The sequence below is a fragment of the Streptomyces sp. NPDC101132 genome, from assembly GCF_044759225.1.
Lineage (GTDB): Bacteria > Actinomycetota > Actinomycetes > Streptomycetales > Streptomycetaceae > Streptomyces.
The window spans coordinates 137,684-158,200 of record NZ_JBIVYX010000010.1 but is presented as its reverse complement, the minus strand read 5'-3'; the positions used below and the strand labels follow the sequence as shown (position 1 = coordinate 158,200).

Here is a 20,517-nt window from a genome sequence, read left to right as displayed (position 1 = left end):
TTCTTCGACCTCGGCGGCGACTCCATCCGCGCCGTCGCGCTCGTCGGCGAGCTGCGCGCCGCCGGCTTCGACCTCGCCGTCCGGGACGTCTTCGCCTGCCGTACGGTCGCCCGCCTCGCCGAGCTGGTCACCGGCCGCACCGCGCCGGCCGAACTCCCGCCCCCGGTCGCCCCCTTCGAGCTGGTCTCCGCGGCCGACCGCGCCCTGCTGCCGGCCGGCGTCACCGACGCCTACCCGCTCTCCCAGGTGCAGACCGGCATGGTGCTGGAGATGGTCGTGCCCGGCGGCGCGAACAACTACCACAACGTCACCAGCTTCCGGATCCGCGACGACCGCCCCTTCCGGCACGAGGCCCTCGCCGCGGCCGCCCGCATCGTCACCGCCCGCCACGAGGTGCTGCGCACCTCCCTCGACATCGAGCGGTACTCCGTGCCGATGCAGCTCGTGCACGCCACGGCCGAACTGCCGGTCGGCAGCCGGTCGCTGGCCGGGCTGACCGAGGAGCAGGTGCGCGACGAGGTCCGCGCGTACACCGCCGCCGAGCGCGCCGAGGTCTTCGACCTGGCCGTGCCCGCCCTGATGCGCCTGTACGCGCACGACACCGGCGACGGCAGCTGGTGGCTGTCGGTCACCGAATGCCACCCCGTCCTGGAGGGCTGGAGCCACCACTCCCTCCTCATGGAGATCCTCGACCTGTACCGCGACCTGTACGAGGGCCGCACCGTCGAGGAGCCGGCGGCGCCCGCCATCCGCTTCGCCGACTTCATCGCCGAGGAGGCCCGGGCACTCACCGACGCGGCCCACCCGGCCTACTGGACCCCGCTGCTGGAGTCCCACCCCACCCTCACCGTGCCCGCCGGCTGGGGCGGCGACCCGGACGCGCCCCGCGCCGTCCACCAGATCGAGGTGCCCGTCGAGGACCTGTACGAGCGGCTGCGCGCCCTCGCCACCGGTGCCAGGGCCTCGCTGAAGAGCGTCATGCTCGCCGCGCACCTGAAGGTGATGAGCCAGCTCACCCCCGAGCCGCGCTTCACCGCCGGCCTGGTCTGCGACGCCCGGCCCGAACTGCCGGACGCCGACCGCGTCTACGGCATGTACCTCAACACCCTGCCCTTCGCGCACGACGCGGGCCGGGCCGCCACCTGGGCGGAGCTGGTGGAGCAGGTCTTCGCCGCCGAGGTCGAGCTCTGGCCGCACCGCCGCTACCCGCTGCCCGCCGTACAGCGGCTGGCCGGGGGCCGGCAGCTGATCGACGTCTACTTCAACTACCAGGACTTCCGCCAGGTCGACCTCGACCGCGTGGACTACACGGCCAGCATCGACGACAGCCCCACCGAGTTCCCGCTGACCGTCTCCAGCCGCGCCGGCCACATCATCGTCACCGCCAACGACCGCTCGGTGTCGCGGGAGAACGCCGAGCGCCTCGCGGGCATGTACCGGTCGGTGCTGGAGGCCATGGCGGCCGACCCGGCGGGCGACGCCCGGGCGGTCCTGCTGCCGGCCGACGAGCGCACCCGTGTGCTGGAGGAGTGGAACGCCACGGCGACCGCCCTGCCGGCGCGCACGGTGCCGGAGCTGTTCGCGGCCTCCGTCGCGGCCGCGCCGGACGCCGTCGCCGTCACGGGTGCCGGCCGGTCCCTGTCGTACGGGGAGCTGGACGCGGCCTCCGGCCGGCTGGCCGCGCACCTGCGGGAGCTGGGCGTGCTGCCGGGCGACGTGGTCGGCGTCCTGCTGGAGCGCGGCACGGACCTGCTGGTCGCGCTGCTCGCCGTACAGAAGGCGGGGGCGGCCTACCTGCCGCTGGACGCGCACCACCCCGCCGCCCGGCTGGCCGGGATCACCGCCGACGCGCTGCCCGTCGCCCTGATCAGCCAGGAGTCCCTGGCCGGCCTGGCCGCCGAGGTGCACGACGGTGCGGTGGTCTCCCTCGACGGCCCGGACGCCGCGGCGGTCGCCGCGCTGCCCGGCACGGGTGCGTGGGCGGCACCGGAGGCGGAGGCGGTGGCGTACGTCCTGTACACCTCGGGTTCGACCGGCCGGCCGAAGGGCGTGCAGGTCACGCACGGGGCGCTGGGGAACCTGCTGACCGGCATCCGCCGGGTGCTGGGCGACTCTCCGGCCGGCACCGAGCACTGGCTGGCGTCCACCTCCGTGTCCTTCGACATCTCCGGGCTGGAGCTGTACCTGCCGCTGGCGGGCGGGCACCGGGTCGTCGTCGCGGAGAGCGGCGCGGACCTGGTGGAGCTGGTGCGGGCGGAGGGCGTGACGCACGCGCAGGCCACGCCGTCGGGCTGGAAGCTGCTGCTGGAGGGCGGGTTCGCGGTCGCCGACGTCACCGCGCTCGTCGGCGGCGAGGCGCTGCCGGTGGAGCTGGCGCGTGCACTGCGCTCGCGGGTCGGGCGCTTGGTGAACGTGTACGGCCCGACGGAGACCACCATCTGGTCCTCCGCCTGGGAGGTCCCGGCCGACCCGGCTGCCGTCTCCATCGGCGCCCCGATCGACAACACGCAGTTCTACGTGGTGGACGCGCTGGTGCAGCCCGTCCCGCTGGGCGTCGTCGGCGAGCTGTGCATCGCCGGCGACGGCGTGGCGCAGGGTTACCTGGGACGCCCGGACCTGACGGCGGAGCGGTTCGTGCCCGACCCGTTCGGGGACGCGGGCGCCCGGCTCTACCGCACGGGCGACCTCGCCCGCCGGATGCCGGACGGTGCGCTGGAGTTCCTGGGCCGGACCGACCACCAGGTGAAGATCCGGGGTTACCGGATCGAGCTGGGGGAGATCGAGTCCCGGCTGCTGTCCCACCCGGGTGTGCGCGACGCCGCGGTGGTGGCCCGTACCGAGGACAACGGCGACACATGGCTCGTGGGCTACGTGATCCCGGCCGACGGACCCGTCGGGCAGGCCGTTCTCCGCGCCCACCTGCGGGAGGAGCTGCCGGACTACATGGTCCCGGGCGCCTTCGTGGAGCTGGAGGCCTGGCCGCTGAACACCGCCGGGAAGCTGGACCGCACGGCCCTGCCCGCGCCGGCCGAGTCCGGCGGCGCGGCGGTCGAGCACGTCGCCCCGCGCAACGACACCGAGGCCCGCCTCGCCGCCGCCTGGGCCACCGCGCTCGGCCGGGACGAGATCAGCGTCGAGGACAGCTTCTTCGACCTCGGCGGCGACTCCATCCGCGCCATCTCCCTGGCCGCGGAGGTCCGCGCCGCGGGCTTCCAGGTCACCGTCCCCGACGTCTTCGCCCACAACAGCGTGGCCGCCCTGGCCCGCCACGTGGGGCAGGGCGCCCCCGGTCCGGTCGCCGAGGCCGCGTACGCCGCCCCGTTCGAGCTGATCACCGAAGCCGACCGCGCGGCCCTGCCCGAGGGCGTCACCGACGCCTACCCGGTCTCCCAGGTGCAGCTCGGCATGCTCGTCGAGATGGACCTGGACCAGGACCGGGCGGCGTACCACAACGTCGACGGCTTCGAGGTCCGCGACGACCAGCCGCTGGTCCCCTCCGCGCTGCGCGCCGCCGCCGAGGAGCTGGTGGCCCGCCACGAGGTCCTGCGCACCGGCTTCGACCTCACCGGCTACAGCACCCCGCTCCAGCTGGTCCACGCCACGGCCCCCGTGCGGGTGGCCGTCGCCGACCTGACCGCCCTCGGCGCGGAGGCCCGGCGGGCCGCAGTGACCGCCCACGAGCAGGCCGAGCGCAGGGCGGGCTTCGACACCGCGCGCCCCTCGCTGGTCCGCTTCTCCGCGCACCTGCTGCCCGGCACCGACTGGCACCTCACGATCACCTACGCCCACCCGGTCCTGGAGGGCTTCGGCTACCACGCGCTGCTCACCGAACTCCTCGCCGTCTACCGGGAGATCCGCGACACCGGCCGCCCGGCCCCGCTCCCGGCCGGACCGGCCCGCGGCGGGCGCTACGCGGACTTCGTCGCCGGCGAGCTGGCGGCCCTGGCCGACGGCTCCGACGAGGCCTACTGGCAGGACGTGACCGACCGGTACGCCGCCTTCGCCCTGCCCGCCGGCTGGGGAGGCGAGCCCGGCACCTTCCGGGTTCCTGTCCCGTACGGGGACCTGGAGGACCGGCTGCGCGAACTGGCCGCCACCGCACGGGCGTCGATGAAGAGCGTGCTCCTCGCCGCGCACCTCAAGGTGCTGAGCCAGCTCACCCCCGAGGCCCGTTTCCACAGCGGCCTGGTCGGCGACGCACGGCCCGAACTCCCAGGCTCCGAGCGGGTGCTGGGCATGCACCTCAACACCCTGCCGTTCGCCCACGACCGCACCGCCGGCACCTGGACCGAGCTGGTGGCACAGGTCTTCGCCGCCGAACTGGCCGTCTGGCCGCACCGCCGCTACCCGCTGCCGGCCATCCAGCGCCTCGCGGGCGGCCGCCAGCTGCTCGACGTGTACTTCAACTACCAGGACTACGGCCGCGTGACCTCCGGCGACCTGCACCACGCCGGCGCCAACGCCGACCTCGCGGACGCGCAGGAGGGCCCGACCGAGTTCCCGCTCACCGTCGCCACCCGGACCGGCCACCTGGTCCTCACGGCGAACGGCGCGGTCCTCTCCCGCGCCCACACCGAGCGCCTCGCGGCCATGTACCGGTCGGTGCTGGAGGCCATGGCGGCCGACCCGGCCGGCGACGCCCGGACCGTCCTGCTGCCCGCGGGCGAACGGACCCTGGCCCTGGAGGAGTGGAACCCCGCCCCGACCGCCGTCCCGGCGGGCACGGTGCCGGAGCTGTTCGCGGCCCAGGTCGCGGCCACGCCCGACGCCGCCGCGGTGACCGCCGCGGGCGGGACGCTCACGTACTGGCAGCTGGACGCGGCCTCGAACCGGCTGGCCCGCCGGCTGGTCGCCGAAGGCGTGCGCCCGGGCGACGTGGTCGGCGTCCTGCTGGAGCGGGGCGTGGAACTGCCGGTGGCGCTGCTCGCCGTACAGAAGACGGGCGCCGCCTACCTGCCGCTGGACGCGGCCCACCCGGCCGCCCGCCTCGCGGGCATCACGGCCGACGCACGGCCCTCGCTGCTGGTCACCCAGCAGTCCCTGGCCGCCGTGGCCGCCGAGGTGCACACCGGGGCGCGGGTGCTGGTGGACGGGCCGGACTCGGCGCTCACCGACCGCCAGGCCTCCGACGACCTGCCGGACGCCTACGCGGCCGCGCCCGGGGCGGTGGCGTACGTGCTGTACACCTCGGGTTCGACCGGCCGCCCCAAGGGCGTGCAGGTCACGCACGGGGCGCTGGGGAACCTGCTGACCGGCATTCGCCGCGTGCTCGGTGCCGGGCGGGACGAGTCCTGGCTGGCGTCCACGTCGGTGTCCTTTGACATCTCCGGGCTGGAGCTCTACCTGCCGCTGGTGGGCGGGCACCGGGTGGTGCTGGCGGAGACCGGTGCCGATCTGGTGGAGCTGGTGCGGGCGGAGGGCGTGACGCACGTGCAGGCCACGCCGTCGGGCTGGAAGCTGCTGCTGGAGGGCGGGTTCGCCGGGCCGGGCGTGACGGCCCTGGTGGGCGGCGAGGCGCTGCCGGTGGAGCTGGCGCGCGAACTGCGCTCGCGCGTCGGGCGCTTGGTGAACGTGTACGGCCCGACCGAGACCACCATCTGGTCCTCCGCCTGGGAGGTGCCCGAGGAGCCCGCGGCCGTCTCGATCGGGGCGCCGATCGACAACACCCGGTTCTACGTGGTGGACGCGCTGGTGCAGCCGGTGCCGCTGGGTGTGGTGGGTGAGCTGTGCATCGCGGGTGACGGTGTGGCGCAGGGTTACCTGGGCCGGCCGGACCTGACGGCGGAGCGGTTCGTGCCGGACCCGTTCGGGCCGGCGGGCAGCCGCCTGTACCGGACCGGTGACCTGGCGCGCCGCCTGGAGGACGGTGCGCTGGAGTTCCTTGGCCGGACCGACCACCAGGTGAAGATCCGGGGTTACCGGATCGAGCTGGGGGAGATCGAGTCGAGGCTGCTGTCCCACCCGGGGGTGCGCGATGCCGCGGTGGTGGCCCGTACCGAGGAGTCCGGCGACACCTGGCTGGTCGGGTACGTGATCCCGGCCGGCGGACCGGTGGAGCAGGCCGGTCTCCGCAGTCACCTGCGGGAGGAGCTGCCGGACTACATGGTCCCGGGTGCCTTCGTGGAGCTGGAGGCCTGGCCGCTGAACACCGCGGGCAAGCTGGACCGCACGGCCCTGCCCGCCCCGAGCCGGAGCACCGGAACGGCATATATAGCTCCCCGCACAGACGCCGAGGCGAGGATCGCCCGTGCCTGGGAATCCGCTCTCGGGCTCGAACGCGTGAGCGTCGAGGACAGCTTCTTCGACCTCGGCGGCGACTCCATCCGCGCGGTGTCGGTCGTCGGCTCGCTCAAGGCCCTCGGCCACCGCCTCTCCGTTCGAACGATCTTCACGTACCAGACCGTCGCCGAGCTGGCGGACCACCTCGCGGCGCAGGCACCTCAGGAGGACAACGTGTCACCGACGGACATCTCCAGCCGGACGGCCGGAGCCGACGCGGCGGAGGCGCTTGCCGGTGCCCTCCAGGCGGCGGGCCTCGACCTCTCGGGCGCCGGCATCACCGAGCAGACCTCGGTGGCCGACCTGCTGGCGCTGCTCCGCGCCCAGTCCGGGGCCGCCGCGCCGCAGCAGGAGCAGGAGCAGGCGCGGGAGGAAGCGGGCACCGCCCCTTTCGCCCTGATCTCCGATGAGGACAGGGAACGGATACCCGACGGGATCGCGGACGCCTATCCGCTGTCCCAGGTGCAGACCGGCATGGCCGTCGAGGCCCTGGTCGAGGACTCCGGGGACGACTACCACCGGGTCACCTGCTTCCGCGTCCGCGACGGACACCCCTTCTCCCTGACCGCCCTGGAGACCGCGGCCCGCACCGTGGTGGCCCGCCACGAGGTGCTGCGCACCTCCGTCGACCTGACCGGCTACTCGGTGCCGATGCAGCTGGTGCACGCCGACGCGGTGCCGCCCGTCGCCGTCGAGAACCTGTCGGGCCTCGACGAGGCCGGACTCAAGCGGGCCGTCGCGGAGTTCGCCGCCTGCGAGGAGGCCCGCCCCTTCGCCCCCGGCCAGGCCCCGCTGCTGCGCGTCGCCGGCCTGGTCGAGAGCGACGAGGCCTGGTGGCTGGGGCTCACCCACAGCCACCTGATCCTGGAGGGCTGGAGCCACCACTCCCTCCTGATGGAACTCCTCGACGTCTACCGCACGGTGCGGGACGGCGGCGACCCGGCCGAGGGCCACGAGCCCGTCCCGGCCCGGTACGCGGACTTCGTCGCCGGCGAGCTGGAGTCCCTGGCCGACGAGGCCGACCGCGGCTACTGGCAGCACACCGTGGGCACCTACCCCGCCCTGTCCCTGCCGGCCGGCTGGGGCGAGCCCACGGCCGCCGAGGGAGCGGCCTACCGGCTGCCCGTCGCCTACGCCGACCTGGAGCCCGGGCTGAAGACCCTGGCCGAGCGGGCCCGCACCTCCCTGAAGAGCGTGCTGATCGCCGCCCACCTGAAGGTGCTGAGCCAGCTCACCGAGGAGGCCCGGTTCTCCGTCGGCCTGGTCACCGACGCCCGCCCCGAGACGCTGGGGGCCGAGCGGGTGCTGGGCATGCACCTCAACACCGTGCCGCTCGCGTACGACCGGGGCGCCCGCACCTGGCAGGACCTGGTCCGGTCCGTCTTCGAGCGGGAGATGGAGCTGTGGGACCACCGCCGCTACCCGCTCCCCGCGATCCAGCGGCTGGCCGAGCCCGGCCGGCCCGTGGTCGAGGTGCTCTTCACCTACCAGAACTACCACCAGGTCGACACCGACCTGATCGACGTCGAGGACAGCCTCGGCGACGCGACCTCGCAGTTCCCCCTGGCCGTCACCACGCTCGCCGGGCACCTGGTGCTCACCGCGAACGAGCGGGACCTCTCCCGCGCCAACGCCGAGCGCGTGGCCGCCATGTACCGGTCGGTGCTGGAGGCCATGGCGGCCGACCCGGCGGGCGACGCGCGCGCCGTGCGCCTGCCCGGCGGGGAGGACGTGCTCGTCGTCTCCGGCTGGAACGACACCGCCACCGCCGTCCCGGCCCGTACGGTCCCGGAGCTGTTCGCGGCCTCCGTCGCGGCCGCGCCGGACGCTGTCGCCGTGACGAGCGGGGACGCGTCCCTCTCGTACGGGGAACTGGACGCGGCCTCGAACCGGCTGGCCCACCGCCTCGTGGCGGCGGGCGTGCGGCCCGGCGACGTGGTCGGCGTCCTGCTGGAGCGCGGCACCGGCCTGCTGGTCGCGCTGCTCGCCGTACAGAAGGCCGGCGGCTCGTACCTGCCGATGGACGCCGCCCACCCGGCGGCCCGGCTGGCCGGCATCACCGCCGACGCCCGGCCGGCGGTCCTGGTCACCCAGGACTCCCTGGCCGCGGTCGCGGCCGAGGTGCACTCCGGCACCCGGATCTCCCTGGACGGCGACGCCGCCCTCATCGCCGGCGAGCCGGCCACGGGGGAGTGGCGGGTGCCCGAGCGCGACGCGGTGGCGTACGTGCTGTACACCTCGGGTTCGACCGGCCGCCCCAAGGGCGTGCAGGTCACGCACGGGGCGCTGGGGAACCTGCTGACCGGCATCCGCCGGGTGCTGGGCGACTCTCCGGCCGGCACCGAGCACTGGCTGGCGTCCACCTCCGTGTCCTTCGACATCTCCGGGCTGGAGCTGTACCTGCCGCTGGCGGGCGGGCACCGGGTCGTCGTGGCCCGCTCCGGGGAGGACCTGGGCGCGCTGGTGGCGGCCGAGGGCCTCACCCACGTGCAGGCCACGCCGTCGGGCTGGAAGCTGCTGCTGGAGGGCGGGTTCGCCGGCCCGGCCGTCACCGCCCTGGTCGGCGGCGAGGCGCTGCCCGTCGAACTGGCCCGTGAACTGCGTGCCGGCGTCGGCCGGCTGGTGAACGTCTACGGCCCGACCGAGACCACCATCTGGTCCTCCACCTGGGAGGTCCCGGCGCTCCCGGCGTCCGTCTCGATCGGCGCCCCCATCGACAACACGCGGTTCCACCTCGTCGACTCCTTCATGGAGCCGGTGCCGCTGGGTGTGGTGGGCGAGCTGTGCATCGCGGGTGACGGTGTGGCGCAGGGTTACCTGGGCCGCCCGGACCTGACGGCGGAGCGGTTCGTGCCGGACCCGTTCGGGCCGGCGGGCAGCCGCCTGTACCGGACCGGTGACCTGGCGCGCCGCCTGGAGGACGGTGCGCTGGAGTTCCTGGGCCGGACCGACCACCAGGTGAAGATCCGGGGCTACCGGATCGAGCTGGGGGAGATCGAGTCGAGGCTGCTGTCCCACCCGGGTGTGCGGGACGCCGCGGTGGTGGCCCGTACCGAGGAGTCCGGCGACACCTGGCTGGTCGGGTACGTGATCCCGGCCGACGGACCGGTGGAGCAGGCCGGTCTCCGCGCCCACCTGCGCGAGGAGCTGCCGGACTACATGGTCCCGGGCGCCTTCGTCGAGCTGGAGGCCTGGCCGCTGAACACCGCGGGCAAGCTGGACCGCAAGGCCCTGCCCGCCCCCGCGGAGTCCGCCCCCGCCGCCGAGCACGTCGCCCCGCGCAACGACACCGAGGCCCGCCTCGCCGCCGCCTGGGCCACCGCGCTCGGCCGGGACGAGGTCAGCGTCGAGGACAGCTTCTTCGACCTCGGCGGCGACTCCATCCGCGCCATCGTGCTCGTCGGCGCCATCCGCGCCGCCGGGTTCGCCGTCTCCGTCCAGGACGTCTTCGAGCACCGGACCATCGCCGCCCTCGCCCTGGCCGTCGGCGGCCCGGCGGAGCCCGAGGCCGTCACCGAGCGGTACGCGGCCCCGTTCGAGCTGATGACCGAAGCCGACCGCGCGGCCCTGCCCGAGGGCGTCACCGACGCCTACCCGGTCTCCCAGGTGCAGCTCGGCATGCTCGTCGAGATGGACCTGGACGACCACCAGGCCGCCTACCACAACGTCGACGCCTTCGCGGTGCGCGACGAGCGCCCCTTCGAGCTCACCGCCCTCCAGGCGGCCACCGAGGAACTCGTCGCCCGCCACGAGATCCTGCGCACCGGCTTCGACCTCACCGGCTACGGCACCCCGCTCCAGCTGGTCCACGCCACCGGCACCGTCCCGGTCGCCGTCACCCTCACCGACCTCAGCGCGGTCGCGGCCGGCGAGTTCCCCGCCGCCCTGCGAGCGGTCAACGCCGAGGAGAGCGGCCGCCCCTTCGACCCGGCGCGGCCCCCGCTGCTGCGGGTCCGCGCCGTCCTGGAGGACGACAGCTCCTGGTGGCTCGTCCTCACCCACGCCCACCCCATCCTGGAGGGCTGGAGCTACCACTCCCTGATGGACGAACTCCTCGCCCTCTACCGGGAGTACCTCACCACCGGCGGCTTCGCCGACCCCGTCCGCCCGGCCGGGCGGTACGCGGACTTCATCGCCGCCGAACTCGCCTCCCTGGAGGACGAGTCCGACCGCGCCCACTGGCAGGGCGTCGTCGACGGCCACGCCGTCCTCGACCTGCCGGCCGCCTGGGGCGACCCGCTGGGCGACGCGGCCCCCGCGTACGAGCCCGTGCGCGCCAACGTGCCGGTGGCCGACCTGACGCCCGCCCTGCGCGAGCTGGCCACCGCCACCGGCGTCTCCCTCAAGAGCGTGATCCTGGCCGCCCACCTGAAGGTGATGAGCCAGCTCACCGAGGAGTCCGCCTTCCACACCGGCCTCGCCGTCGACGCCCGCCCCGAGACCGCGGGCGCCGACAAGGTCGCCGGCATGCACCTCAACACGGTGCCCTTCCCGCACACCCGCACCGCCGCCACCTGGCGGGAGCTGATCCGCGAGGTCTTCGAGCGCGAACTCGCCCTGTGGCCGCACCGCCGCCACCCGCTCCCCGCGATCCAGCGCGCCGCCGGCGGCCGCAGGCTGCTGGGCACCGTCTTCAACTACCTGGACTTCCACCAGGTCGACACGGAGGCCGTGGACGAGGAGGCCAGCACCGGCATCGGCTCCACCGAGTTCCCGCTCGCCGTGATCTCCCGCGGCGGCTGGATCGGGCTGCGCTCCGACACCCGCCACCTCACCCCCGGCCAGGCCGAGGGCCTGGCCCAGATGTACCGCCAGGTGCTCAAGGCCATGCTGGCCGACCCCGACGGCGACGCCCGCGCCACCTTCCTGCCGGCCGCCGACCGCGCGGTGGTGCTGCGCGCCCCCGCCCCGGCCCGCCGGAGCGGCACCACCCTGCACGCCCTCTTCGAGGAGCAGGTCGCCGGCCGGCCCACCGCCGGGGCCGTCACCGCCGCCGGCACCACCCTCTCGTACGCCGAGCTCAACGCCCGCGCCAACCGGATCGCGCACCACCTGCGGTCCCTCGGCGTCGGCCCCGAGGACGTCGTCGGCCTCTGCCTGGCCCGCGGCCCCGAGCTGGTCCCCGCGCTCCTCGGCGTCCTCAAGGCCGGTGCCGCCTACCTGCCGATGGACCCCGCCCAGCCGGCCGCCCGCCTCGCCTTCATGGCGGAGGACCTGGCCCCCAAGGCGGTGATCACCGAGACCGCCCACGAGGCGGCCGCGGCCGCCGTCTTCACCGGCCCCCTGCTCGTCACCGACGGCACCGGCGCGGCGCAGCTCGCCGCCGCCCCCGCCACCGACCCCGAGCCGCTGGCCGGCCCGGACAACCTCGCGTACGTCATCTACACCTCCGGCTCCACCGGCGTCCCCAAGGGCGTCGGCGTCACCCACGCCAACGTGGTCCGGCTGATGCGCGCCACCGAGGAGCGCTTCCCCCTCGACGCCGGGCACGTGTGGCCGCTGGTCCACAGCTACGCCTTCGACGTCTCCGTCTTCGAGCTCTGGTCCGCGCTGCTCTACGGCTCCCGCCTGGTCGTCGTCGACGCCGACACCGCCCGCAACCCCGACGAGCTGCTCGACCTCGCGCTCGCCGAGGAGTTCACCGTCCTGCTCAACAGCCCCTCCGCCTTCCGCGGCCTCGCCGCGGCCGTCGAGCAGGGCGACCCGCGGACCGACCGGCTGCGGCTGCGCGCCATGTTCTTCGGCGGCGAGAAGCACGACGGCGCCGCCCTGGCCCCCTGGACCGCCCGGTTCGGCCTGGACGCCCCCCAGCTCGTCGAGCTGTACGGGCCCACCGAGGCCACCGTCCAGGTCACCCACCACCGCATCACCGGGGCCGACCTGGACGACCCGCACGGCATCCCCCTCGGCCGCCCCCTGGCCGACACCCGCGTCCTCGTCCTGGACGAGGAGGGCCGGCCGGTGCCGGTCGGGGTCCCCGGCGAACTCTGCGTGGGCGGCCCCGCGCTGAGCCGGGGCTACCTCGGCCGCCCGGCGCTCACCGCCGAGCGCTTCGTCCCCGACCCGTACGGCGAGCCCGGCGCCCGCCTCTACCGCACCGGCGACCTGGCCCGGCTGCGGCCCGACGGCGGCCTGGAGTTCCTCGGCCGCACCGACAACCAGATCAAGATCCGCGGCTACCGCGTCGAACTGGGCGAGATCGAGGCCCTGCTCGCCGAGCACCCGGCCGTCCGGGAGACCGCCGTCGTCACCGACGACTCGGCCCCCGGCGACCCGCGCATCGCCGCCTACCTGGTGCCGGCCGACCCGGCGGCCGGGCTTCCCGCCCCCGCCGAGCTCGCCGAGTTCTGCCGGGGACGGCTCCCCGAGTACATGGTCCCGGCCGCCTTCACCGCCCTGGCCGCCATCCCGCTGATCTCCAACACCAAGCTCGACCGCAAGGCCCTGCCGGCCCCCGACTGGTCGGCCCTGGGCGCCGACCGTGCGTACGTCGCCCCGCGCACCCCGGACGAGGAGCGGATCGCCGCGGTCTGGGCCGAGGTGCTGGGCCTGGAGCGGGTCGGCGCCGAGGACGGGTTCTTCGACGTCGGCGGCGACTCCATCCGCGCGGTCTCCCTGGTCGGCGCCCTGCGCGCGGCCGGGTACGGGCTCTCCGTGCGCGACGTCTTCGACGCCCGCACGGTCGCCGGCCTCGCCGCGCTCGCCGCCGCCGGCGGCACCGGGCAGGCGTACCGGGCCGTCGAGCCCTTCGCCCTCGTGTCCGACGCCGACCGGGCCCTGCTGCCCGCCGGCCTGACCGACGCCTACCCCGTCTCCCAGGGCCAGCTCGGCATCCTCGTCGAGATGCTCGCCGAGCCGGCCGGCCACAAGTACCTCAACGTCAACGCCTTCCGGATCCGCGACGACCGCCCCTTCGACGCGGCCGCGCTCCGCCGGGCCGTGGCCGTCCTCGCGGAGCGGCACGAGGTGCTGCGCACCGGCTTCGCCCTCGACGGCTACGGCACCCCGCTCCAGCTCGTGCACGGGGCCGTCACCATCCCGGTCGACGTGCGCGAACTCGGCGGCCTCGACCAGTCCTTCGTGGACCTCGCCGTCTCCGCCTACCTGGAGGAGGAGCGGGCCACGCCCTTCGACCTGGCCGTGCCCTCCCTGCTGCGGGTCTCCGCGCTGGTCCAGGACCCCGCGGACGGCAACCACGTCTGGTGGCTCGGCATGGCCGAGTGCCACGCGATCACCGAGGGCTGGAGCCACCACTCCATGCTCATGGAACTCCTGGGCCTCTACCGCGACTTCCGCGATCACGGCACCACCGCCGACCGGACCGCGCCCGAGGTGCGGTACGCCGACTTCGTCGCCGGCGAGCTGGAGTCCCTGGCCTCCGACGCGGACCGCGCGTACTGGCAGGACGTCACCGCCCGCCACGAGCCCTTCGCCCTCCCCGAGGGCTGGGGCGCGGCCCCCGGCGGCACCCCCGAGCCCTACCTGGTCCGGGTGCCCTTCGCCGACCTGGAGCCGGGCCTGCGCGAACTGGCCCGGCGCGCCCGGGCCTCCATGAAGGCCGTCCTGCACTCCGTGCACCTCGCGGTGCTGGCCCGCCTCACCGACCGGCGGCAGTTCGCCACCGGCCTGGCCACCGACGCACGCCCCGAGGCGCTGGGCGCCGAGCGGGTGCTGGGCATGCACCTCAACACCGTGCCCTTCGCGTACGACGGCACCGCCCGCACCTGGCGCGAGCTGGTGGCCTCGGTGTACGCCCGGGAGGCGGAGATCTGGCCGCACCGCCGGTACCCGCTGCCCGCCATCCAGCGCCTCGCCGACGGCCGCAGGCTGGTCGACGTCGCCTTCAACTACCAGGACTACAAGCAGCTCGACACCGACCTGGTCGACGTCGGCGCCAGCGCCGGAGCGGCCGCAACCGAGTTCTCGCTGATCGTCACCACGCTCAACGGGCACCTCAGCCTGGCCACCCACACCGGCGTGCTGCGCCGCGAGGAGGCCGAGCGGATCGCCGCCATGTACCGCGCGGTCGTCGAGGCCATGGCCGCCGACCCGGAGGGCCCGGCCCTCGCCCCGCTCCCCGCGGGCGAGACCGAGCTGCTCACCGCCCGGGGCACCGCGGGACCGGCCGCCCGGGAGGACGGCGAGCCGCCCGTCACGGGCACCCTCACCGAGCTGTTCGCCGCCCGCGTCGCGCAGACCCCCGACGCCGTCGCCGTCTCCCACGCCGGGCTGACCCTCACGTACGCCGAACTCGACGCCCGCGCCGGGCGGCTGGCCGCCCGCCTCACCGCGGCCGGCGCGGGCCGCGGCTCCGTCGTCGCCGTCGGCCTCGACCGCAGCGCCGAACTCCCGGTCGCCCTCCTGGGCGTCCTCAAGGCCGGCGCCGCCTACCTGCCGCTCGACCCGGCCTACCCGCCCGACCGGCTCGCCTTCATGCTGGCCGACTCCGGGGCCACGGCCCTGGTCAGCACGGGGCGGCTGGCCGACGGCCTGCCCGCCTGGGAGGGACCGCTGCTCCTGGTCGACGCCGGCGCGCCCGACGGGGGACCGGCCGCCGTGGCGCCGGTACAGCACCCGGACGAACTCGCGTACGTGATGTACACCTCCGGCTCCACCGGCACCCCCAAGGCCACCGCCGTCACCCACCGGGGCGTGGTGCGCACCGCGCTGCACGACGCACTCACCCGCGTCGGCCCCGACGACGTGGTCGCGCACGTCGCGAGCGTCTCCTTCGACGGCGCCACCTGGGAGATCTGGAGCGCCCTGCTGGGCGGCGCCCGCCTGGAGGTCCTGGACCGCGACACGGTCCTGGACGCCCAGCTGCTGGCCGCCGTGGCGGCCGAGCGCGGGATCACCGCGATGATCCTCACCACCTCCCTCTTCAACCACCTGGCCAGGACCGTCCCCGAGATGTTCCGCGGCCTGCGCACGGTGATCTTCGGCGGGGAGACCGCCGACGCCGGCACCGTCCGCGAGCTGCTCCGCTCCGGCGGCCCGGCCCACCTCGTGCACGGCTACGGACCGACGGAGAACACCACCTTCTCCACCGTCCACGACGTGACCGAGGTGCCGGAGGGCGCCACCTCGGTGCCCATCGGCGGCCCCGTAGGCAACTCCCGCCTGTACGTGGTCGACGACGAGCTGCGGCTGGTGCCCCGCGGCGTACCGGGCGAGCTGTGCGTCGCCGGCGAGGGCCTGGCCCGCGGGTACCACGGACGGCCCGCGCTGACCGCCGCCCGGTTCGTGCCCGACCCGCACGGCGAGCCCGGCACCCTGATGTACCGCACCGGCGACATCGTCCGCCTGCTGCCCGACGGCACGATCGACTTCATCGGCCGCGCCGACCACCAGGTCAAGCTGCGCGGCTACCGGATCGAGCTGGGCGAGATCGAGGCCGCCCTCGGCACCCACCCCGCCGTCAGCCACGCCGCGGTCGTCCTGCGCCAGGACACCCCGGGGGACAAGCGGCTCGCCGCGTACGTCGTCACCGCCCCCGGCACCGGGACCGCACCGGCCCCGGCCGAGCTGCGCGACCACCTCCTGGAGACCCTGCCCGACCACATGGTCCCGGCCGCGTACGTCACGCTGGACCGGATGCCGCTGACCGCCAACGGCAAGCTCGACACCCGCGCGCTGCCGGTGCCCGGCGAGGACGCCCTCGCGGCCTCCCGCGGCGGTGCCGCCCCGGCCACGCCCGACGAGATCGCCATCGCGGCGGTCTGGTGCGAGGTGCTGGGCGTGGCCTCCCTCTCGGTCACGGACAGCTTCTTCGACCTGGGCGGTGACTCGATCCGCGCCGTCACCCTGGTCGGCGCGCTCAAGGCGGCCGGCTACAGCGTGGCCGTCAGCGAGGTCTTCGAGCACCGCACGGTCGGCCGGCTGGCCGCCGCCATCGCCGGCCGCGAGCTGCGCGAACTGCGGTACGTGGAGCCCTTCGAGCTGATCTCCGCCCAGGACCGGGCACTCGTCCCCGAGGGCGTCACGGACGTCTACCCGCTCTCCCAGCTCCAGACCGGCATGCTGGTCGAGCTGCTCTCCGGCGACGGCGGCGGCGACGGGGACGGGGACGCGAGCGGGAGCGGGAACGCCGGGAACAACTACCACAACACCACGTCGTTCGACATCCGCGACGGGATCCCCTTCGACCCCGCCGCGATGCGCGAGGCGGCCCGCCGGGTCACCGCCCGCCACGAGGCGCTGCGCACCTCCATCGACCTCGACACGTACTCCGTGCCGATGCAGCTGGTCCACGCCCACGCGGAGATGCCGGTCAGCGTGCACGACCTGACCGGACTCGACGAGGAGGGCTGGCACCGGAGGGTCCTGGAGATCAGCCGCGGCGAGCAGGAGAACCTCTTCGACACCACCCGGCCGCCGTTCGTCCGCCTCGCCTTCGCGGTCGGCGACCGCGGCTGGCGGATGTTCCTCAGCCTCAACCACACCATCCTGGAGGGCTGGGGCCACTACAGCCTGTGGATGGAGCTGCTCACCACCTACGCCGCGATCCGCGACGGGCGGGAGCCGGCCCCCGCCGAACTGCCGCGCCTGCGGTTCGCCGACTTCATCGCGGGCGAGCACGAGTCGCTGGCCTCGGCGGAGGAGCGCGCCCACTGGCGCCGCACCGTCTCCGAGTACGCCCGCTTCACCCTGCCGGCCGCCTGGCGGCAGCCGCAGGAGCCGGCGAAGTCGTACTCGGTCACCGTCTCCCTGCACGACCTCCAGGACGCCATCCGGGCGACCGCCGCCCGGGCCGACGTACCGGTCAAGAGCGTGCTGCTGGCCGCCCACCTCAAGGTGATGAGCCAGCTCACCGAGGAGCGGGACTTCCACACCGGACTGGTCTGCGACACCCGGCCCGAGGCGCCCGGCGCCGACCTGGTCTACGGCATGTACCTCAACACCCTGCCGATCCACCACCGCGGCGGCGCCCGCACCTGGCGTGAGCTGCTCACGCAGGTGTTCGCGCAGGAGACCGAGCTGTGGCCGAACCGGCGCTTCCCGCTGCCGGAGGTGCAGCGCGAGGCGGGCGGCGGCCGGATCGTCGACGTCTTCTTCAACTACCTGGACTTCCGTCAGATCGACACCGACCTGATGGACCTGGGCACCAGCCTCCGCGAGGGCGGCACCGAGTTCGACCTGGCCGTCACCACCATGGCCGGCGAGCTCGGACTCCTCACCAGCACGCAGGTGATGAGCCGCGAGCAGGCCCGCAGGCTGGGCCGGACGTACCGGCTGGTGCTGGAGGCGATCGTCGCCGATCTGGACGGGGACGCCGGCGAGGTGTTCCTGGCCGAGGAGGACCGCGAGCTGCTGCTGGGCGACTGGGCGGGTGCGGACGGCACCTCGTACGACACCACCCCGGTCCACCGGCGGTTCGCCGCCCGGGCCGCGGAGGCGCCCGGCGCCCCCGCCGTCGTCACCGGCGACGAGGTGCTCACGTACGGCGAACTGGACGAGCGGGCCAACCGGTTCGCGCAGCACCTGACCGGACTCGGCGTGCGGCGAGGCCAGTTCGTGGCCGTCCTGCTGGACCGCGGCCCGGACCTGCTGGTGGCCGTCCTCGGCGCGCTCAAGGCGGGCGCCGCGTACCTGCCGCTCGACCCGGAGACCCCGGCCGAGCGCCTGGCGTACCAGCTCGCCGACAGCGCGGCGCCGGTCCTGGTCACCCAGGAGGCGCTGGTGGACTCCGTACCCGGGCACCGGGCCCGGCTGGTGGTCCTGGAGCGGGAGGCGGCGGAGATCGCCGGACGGCCCGCCACGGACCCGGGGGTGGCCGTCGACGGGGACGACCTGGTCTACACCATCTACACCTCCGGCTCGACCGGCCGCCCCAAGGGCGTGCTGATCACCCACGGCGGACTGGCCAACTACCTGGACTGGGCGCTGGCGTACTACGGGATGGACGGGGCCAACGGCGCGCCGATGTTCGGCTCCATCGCCTTCGACCTGGCCGTACCCAGCTTCCTGCTCCCGCTGATCTCCGGCCGCGACGTCACGATGGTCCCCGGCGACCGCGGCCAGGAGGCCCTGCCGGCCCTGCTCCGCGAGGGCGGCGACTACAGCATCGTCAAGATCACCCCGGCCCACCTGGACCTGGTCGCCACCGAACTCGGCGACACCGCCGTCGACTCGGTGCGCACCTTCGTGGTCGGCGGCGAGGAGATGAAGCCCGAGATGGTGGCCGCCTGGCGGCGCACCGCCCCCGGCGCCCGGATCATCAACGAGTACGGCCCCACCGAGACGGTCGTCGGCTGCGTCGTCCACGACGCCACCGGCACCGCCGACGAGGCCGTCCCGGTCCCGATCGGCCGGCCGATCACCAACACGGAGGTGTACGTCCTCGACCGGGAGATGCGCCCGGTCCCGGCCGGCGCCATCGGCGAGCTGTACCTCGGCGGCGCCGGGGTGGCCCGCGGCTACGGCGGCCGGCCCGCGCTCACCGCCGAGAAGTTCGTCCCGCACCCCTTCGCCGCCCGCCCCGGCGCCCGCCTCTACCGCACCGGCGACCTCGCCCGGTTCCGCGCCGACGGCACGCTCGACTTCCTCGGCCGCGGCGACGACCAGGTCAAGATCCGCGGCTACCGGGTCGAACTCGGCGAGATCGAGGCCACCCTGCTGCTCGCCCCCGGCGTCAAGGACGCCGTGGTGCTGGCCCGCCAGGACCGCCCCGGCGAGCGCAGGCTGACCGGCTACGTCGTCCCGGAGCCGGGCCACGCGCCCACCCCGGCCGACCTCGCCGCGCACCTGCGCCGGACCCTGCCGGCCTACATGGTGCCGCCGGTCTTCGTCACCCTGGACGAACTGCCCCTGGCCGTCTCCGGGAAGGTCGACCGCAAGGCCCTGCCCGCCCCCGGGCAGGACGGCCTCCCCGACGCCGGGCGGCCGCCCTACGTGGCACCGCGCGAGGGCACCGAGGAGGTGCTGGCCGCCATCTGGTCGGACGCCCTCGGCATCGAGAAGATCGGCGCCGACGACAGCTTCTTCGCCCTCGGCGGCGACTCGATCATGGTGCTCCCGGTGATCGCCGCGGCCCGCAGGGCCGGCCTGACGATCTCCCTGCGCACCCTGTACGAGAGCGAGACCCTCGCCGAGCTGGCCCGGGCCGTCGCCCCCGCACCCGCCCGCACCACCGCGGCGCCCGCCGCCCTGCCCGCCCCGGCCGAGGCGATGATCGAGCACCGCGTGCCCGGCGTCAGCGTGGCCGTCATCCGCGACGGGGCCGTCAGCGAGGTCCGCGGCTTCGGCGTCACCGCCTTCGGGGGCGGTGCCAGGGTCACGCCCGACACGCTGTTCCCGGCCGGGTCCATCAGCAAGTACGTCTCCGCGCTGGGCGTGCTGCGCCTGGTCAAGGACGGGCTGATCGACCTCTCCGAGGACGCCAACCGGTACCTCACCGGCTGGCGGGTGCCCGGCGACGCCCCGGTGACGGTGGAACAGCTGCTCCGCTTCACCTCCGGCGTCACCCACCCGCCGACCGAACTGGAGCACCACTTCTACCGGCGCTCCGAACCCCGGCCGAGCGCGGCCGAGATCCTGCACGGCCGCGCCCCGGCCAAGACCCCGCCGGTCGTCGTCGACGGCGTACCCGGCCAGGTCTTCCGCAAGAACAACGTCGGCTACACCGTGCTCCAGCAGCTCATGGAGGACGTCACCGGCACCCCGTTCCCGCAGCTCATGCGTGAACTCGTCCTGGACCCGCTGGGCATGACCGCCGGCGGCTACGAGGCGGACCACGCGGAGACCGCGGCCGGCGCGGGCCGCACGGTGGCCGTCGGCCACGACGAGCACGGCGTGCCCGTGGAGGGCGGCAGCTACGCCCACCCGGACGTCGCCGCCGCCGGCCTGTGGACCACCGCGCAGGACCTGGCCCAGGTCTCCCTGGAGATCCGCCGGGCCCACCGGGGCGAACCCTCCGAGGTCCTCACCCCGGAGCTCGCCCGGCGGATGCTCACCATCGTCGAACCCGGCCGCTTCTACGGCATGGGCTCCATCGTCGACACCACCGGCGGCGACCTCGAGTACGGGCACACCGGCCGCACCACCGGCTTCCACGCCCTCACCCTCAGCCGCCTCGGCTCCGGCACCGGCGTGGTCGTCCTGACCAACGCCGACTCCGGGCGGGCCGTGCTCAAGCAGGTGCTGGCCTCCGTACGCGAACACGACGCGGCGTGGACCGGCGAGGGCGAGATGACCCGCCTGTGGGAGCAGGGCCGGATCAACCCGCAGGCACAGGACTGA

1 protein-coding gene (running past one end of the window) is annotated in these 20,517 nt (G+C 74.9%); it reads left to right on the top strand.

Annotation, left to right across the window (positions count from 1 at the left end):
- Positions 1 to 20,517, top strand: partial view of a non-ribosomal peptide synthase/polyketide synthase gene (locus ACIQUR_RS23620; protein ID WP_403667528.1) — the 3' portion only. The gene continues 3,117 nt to the left of window position 1, outside the view; 20,517 of the gene's 23,634 nt are visible here — the last part of the coding sequence; its start codon lies beyond the left edge, outside the window; it ends in the stop codon at positions 20,515 to 20,517.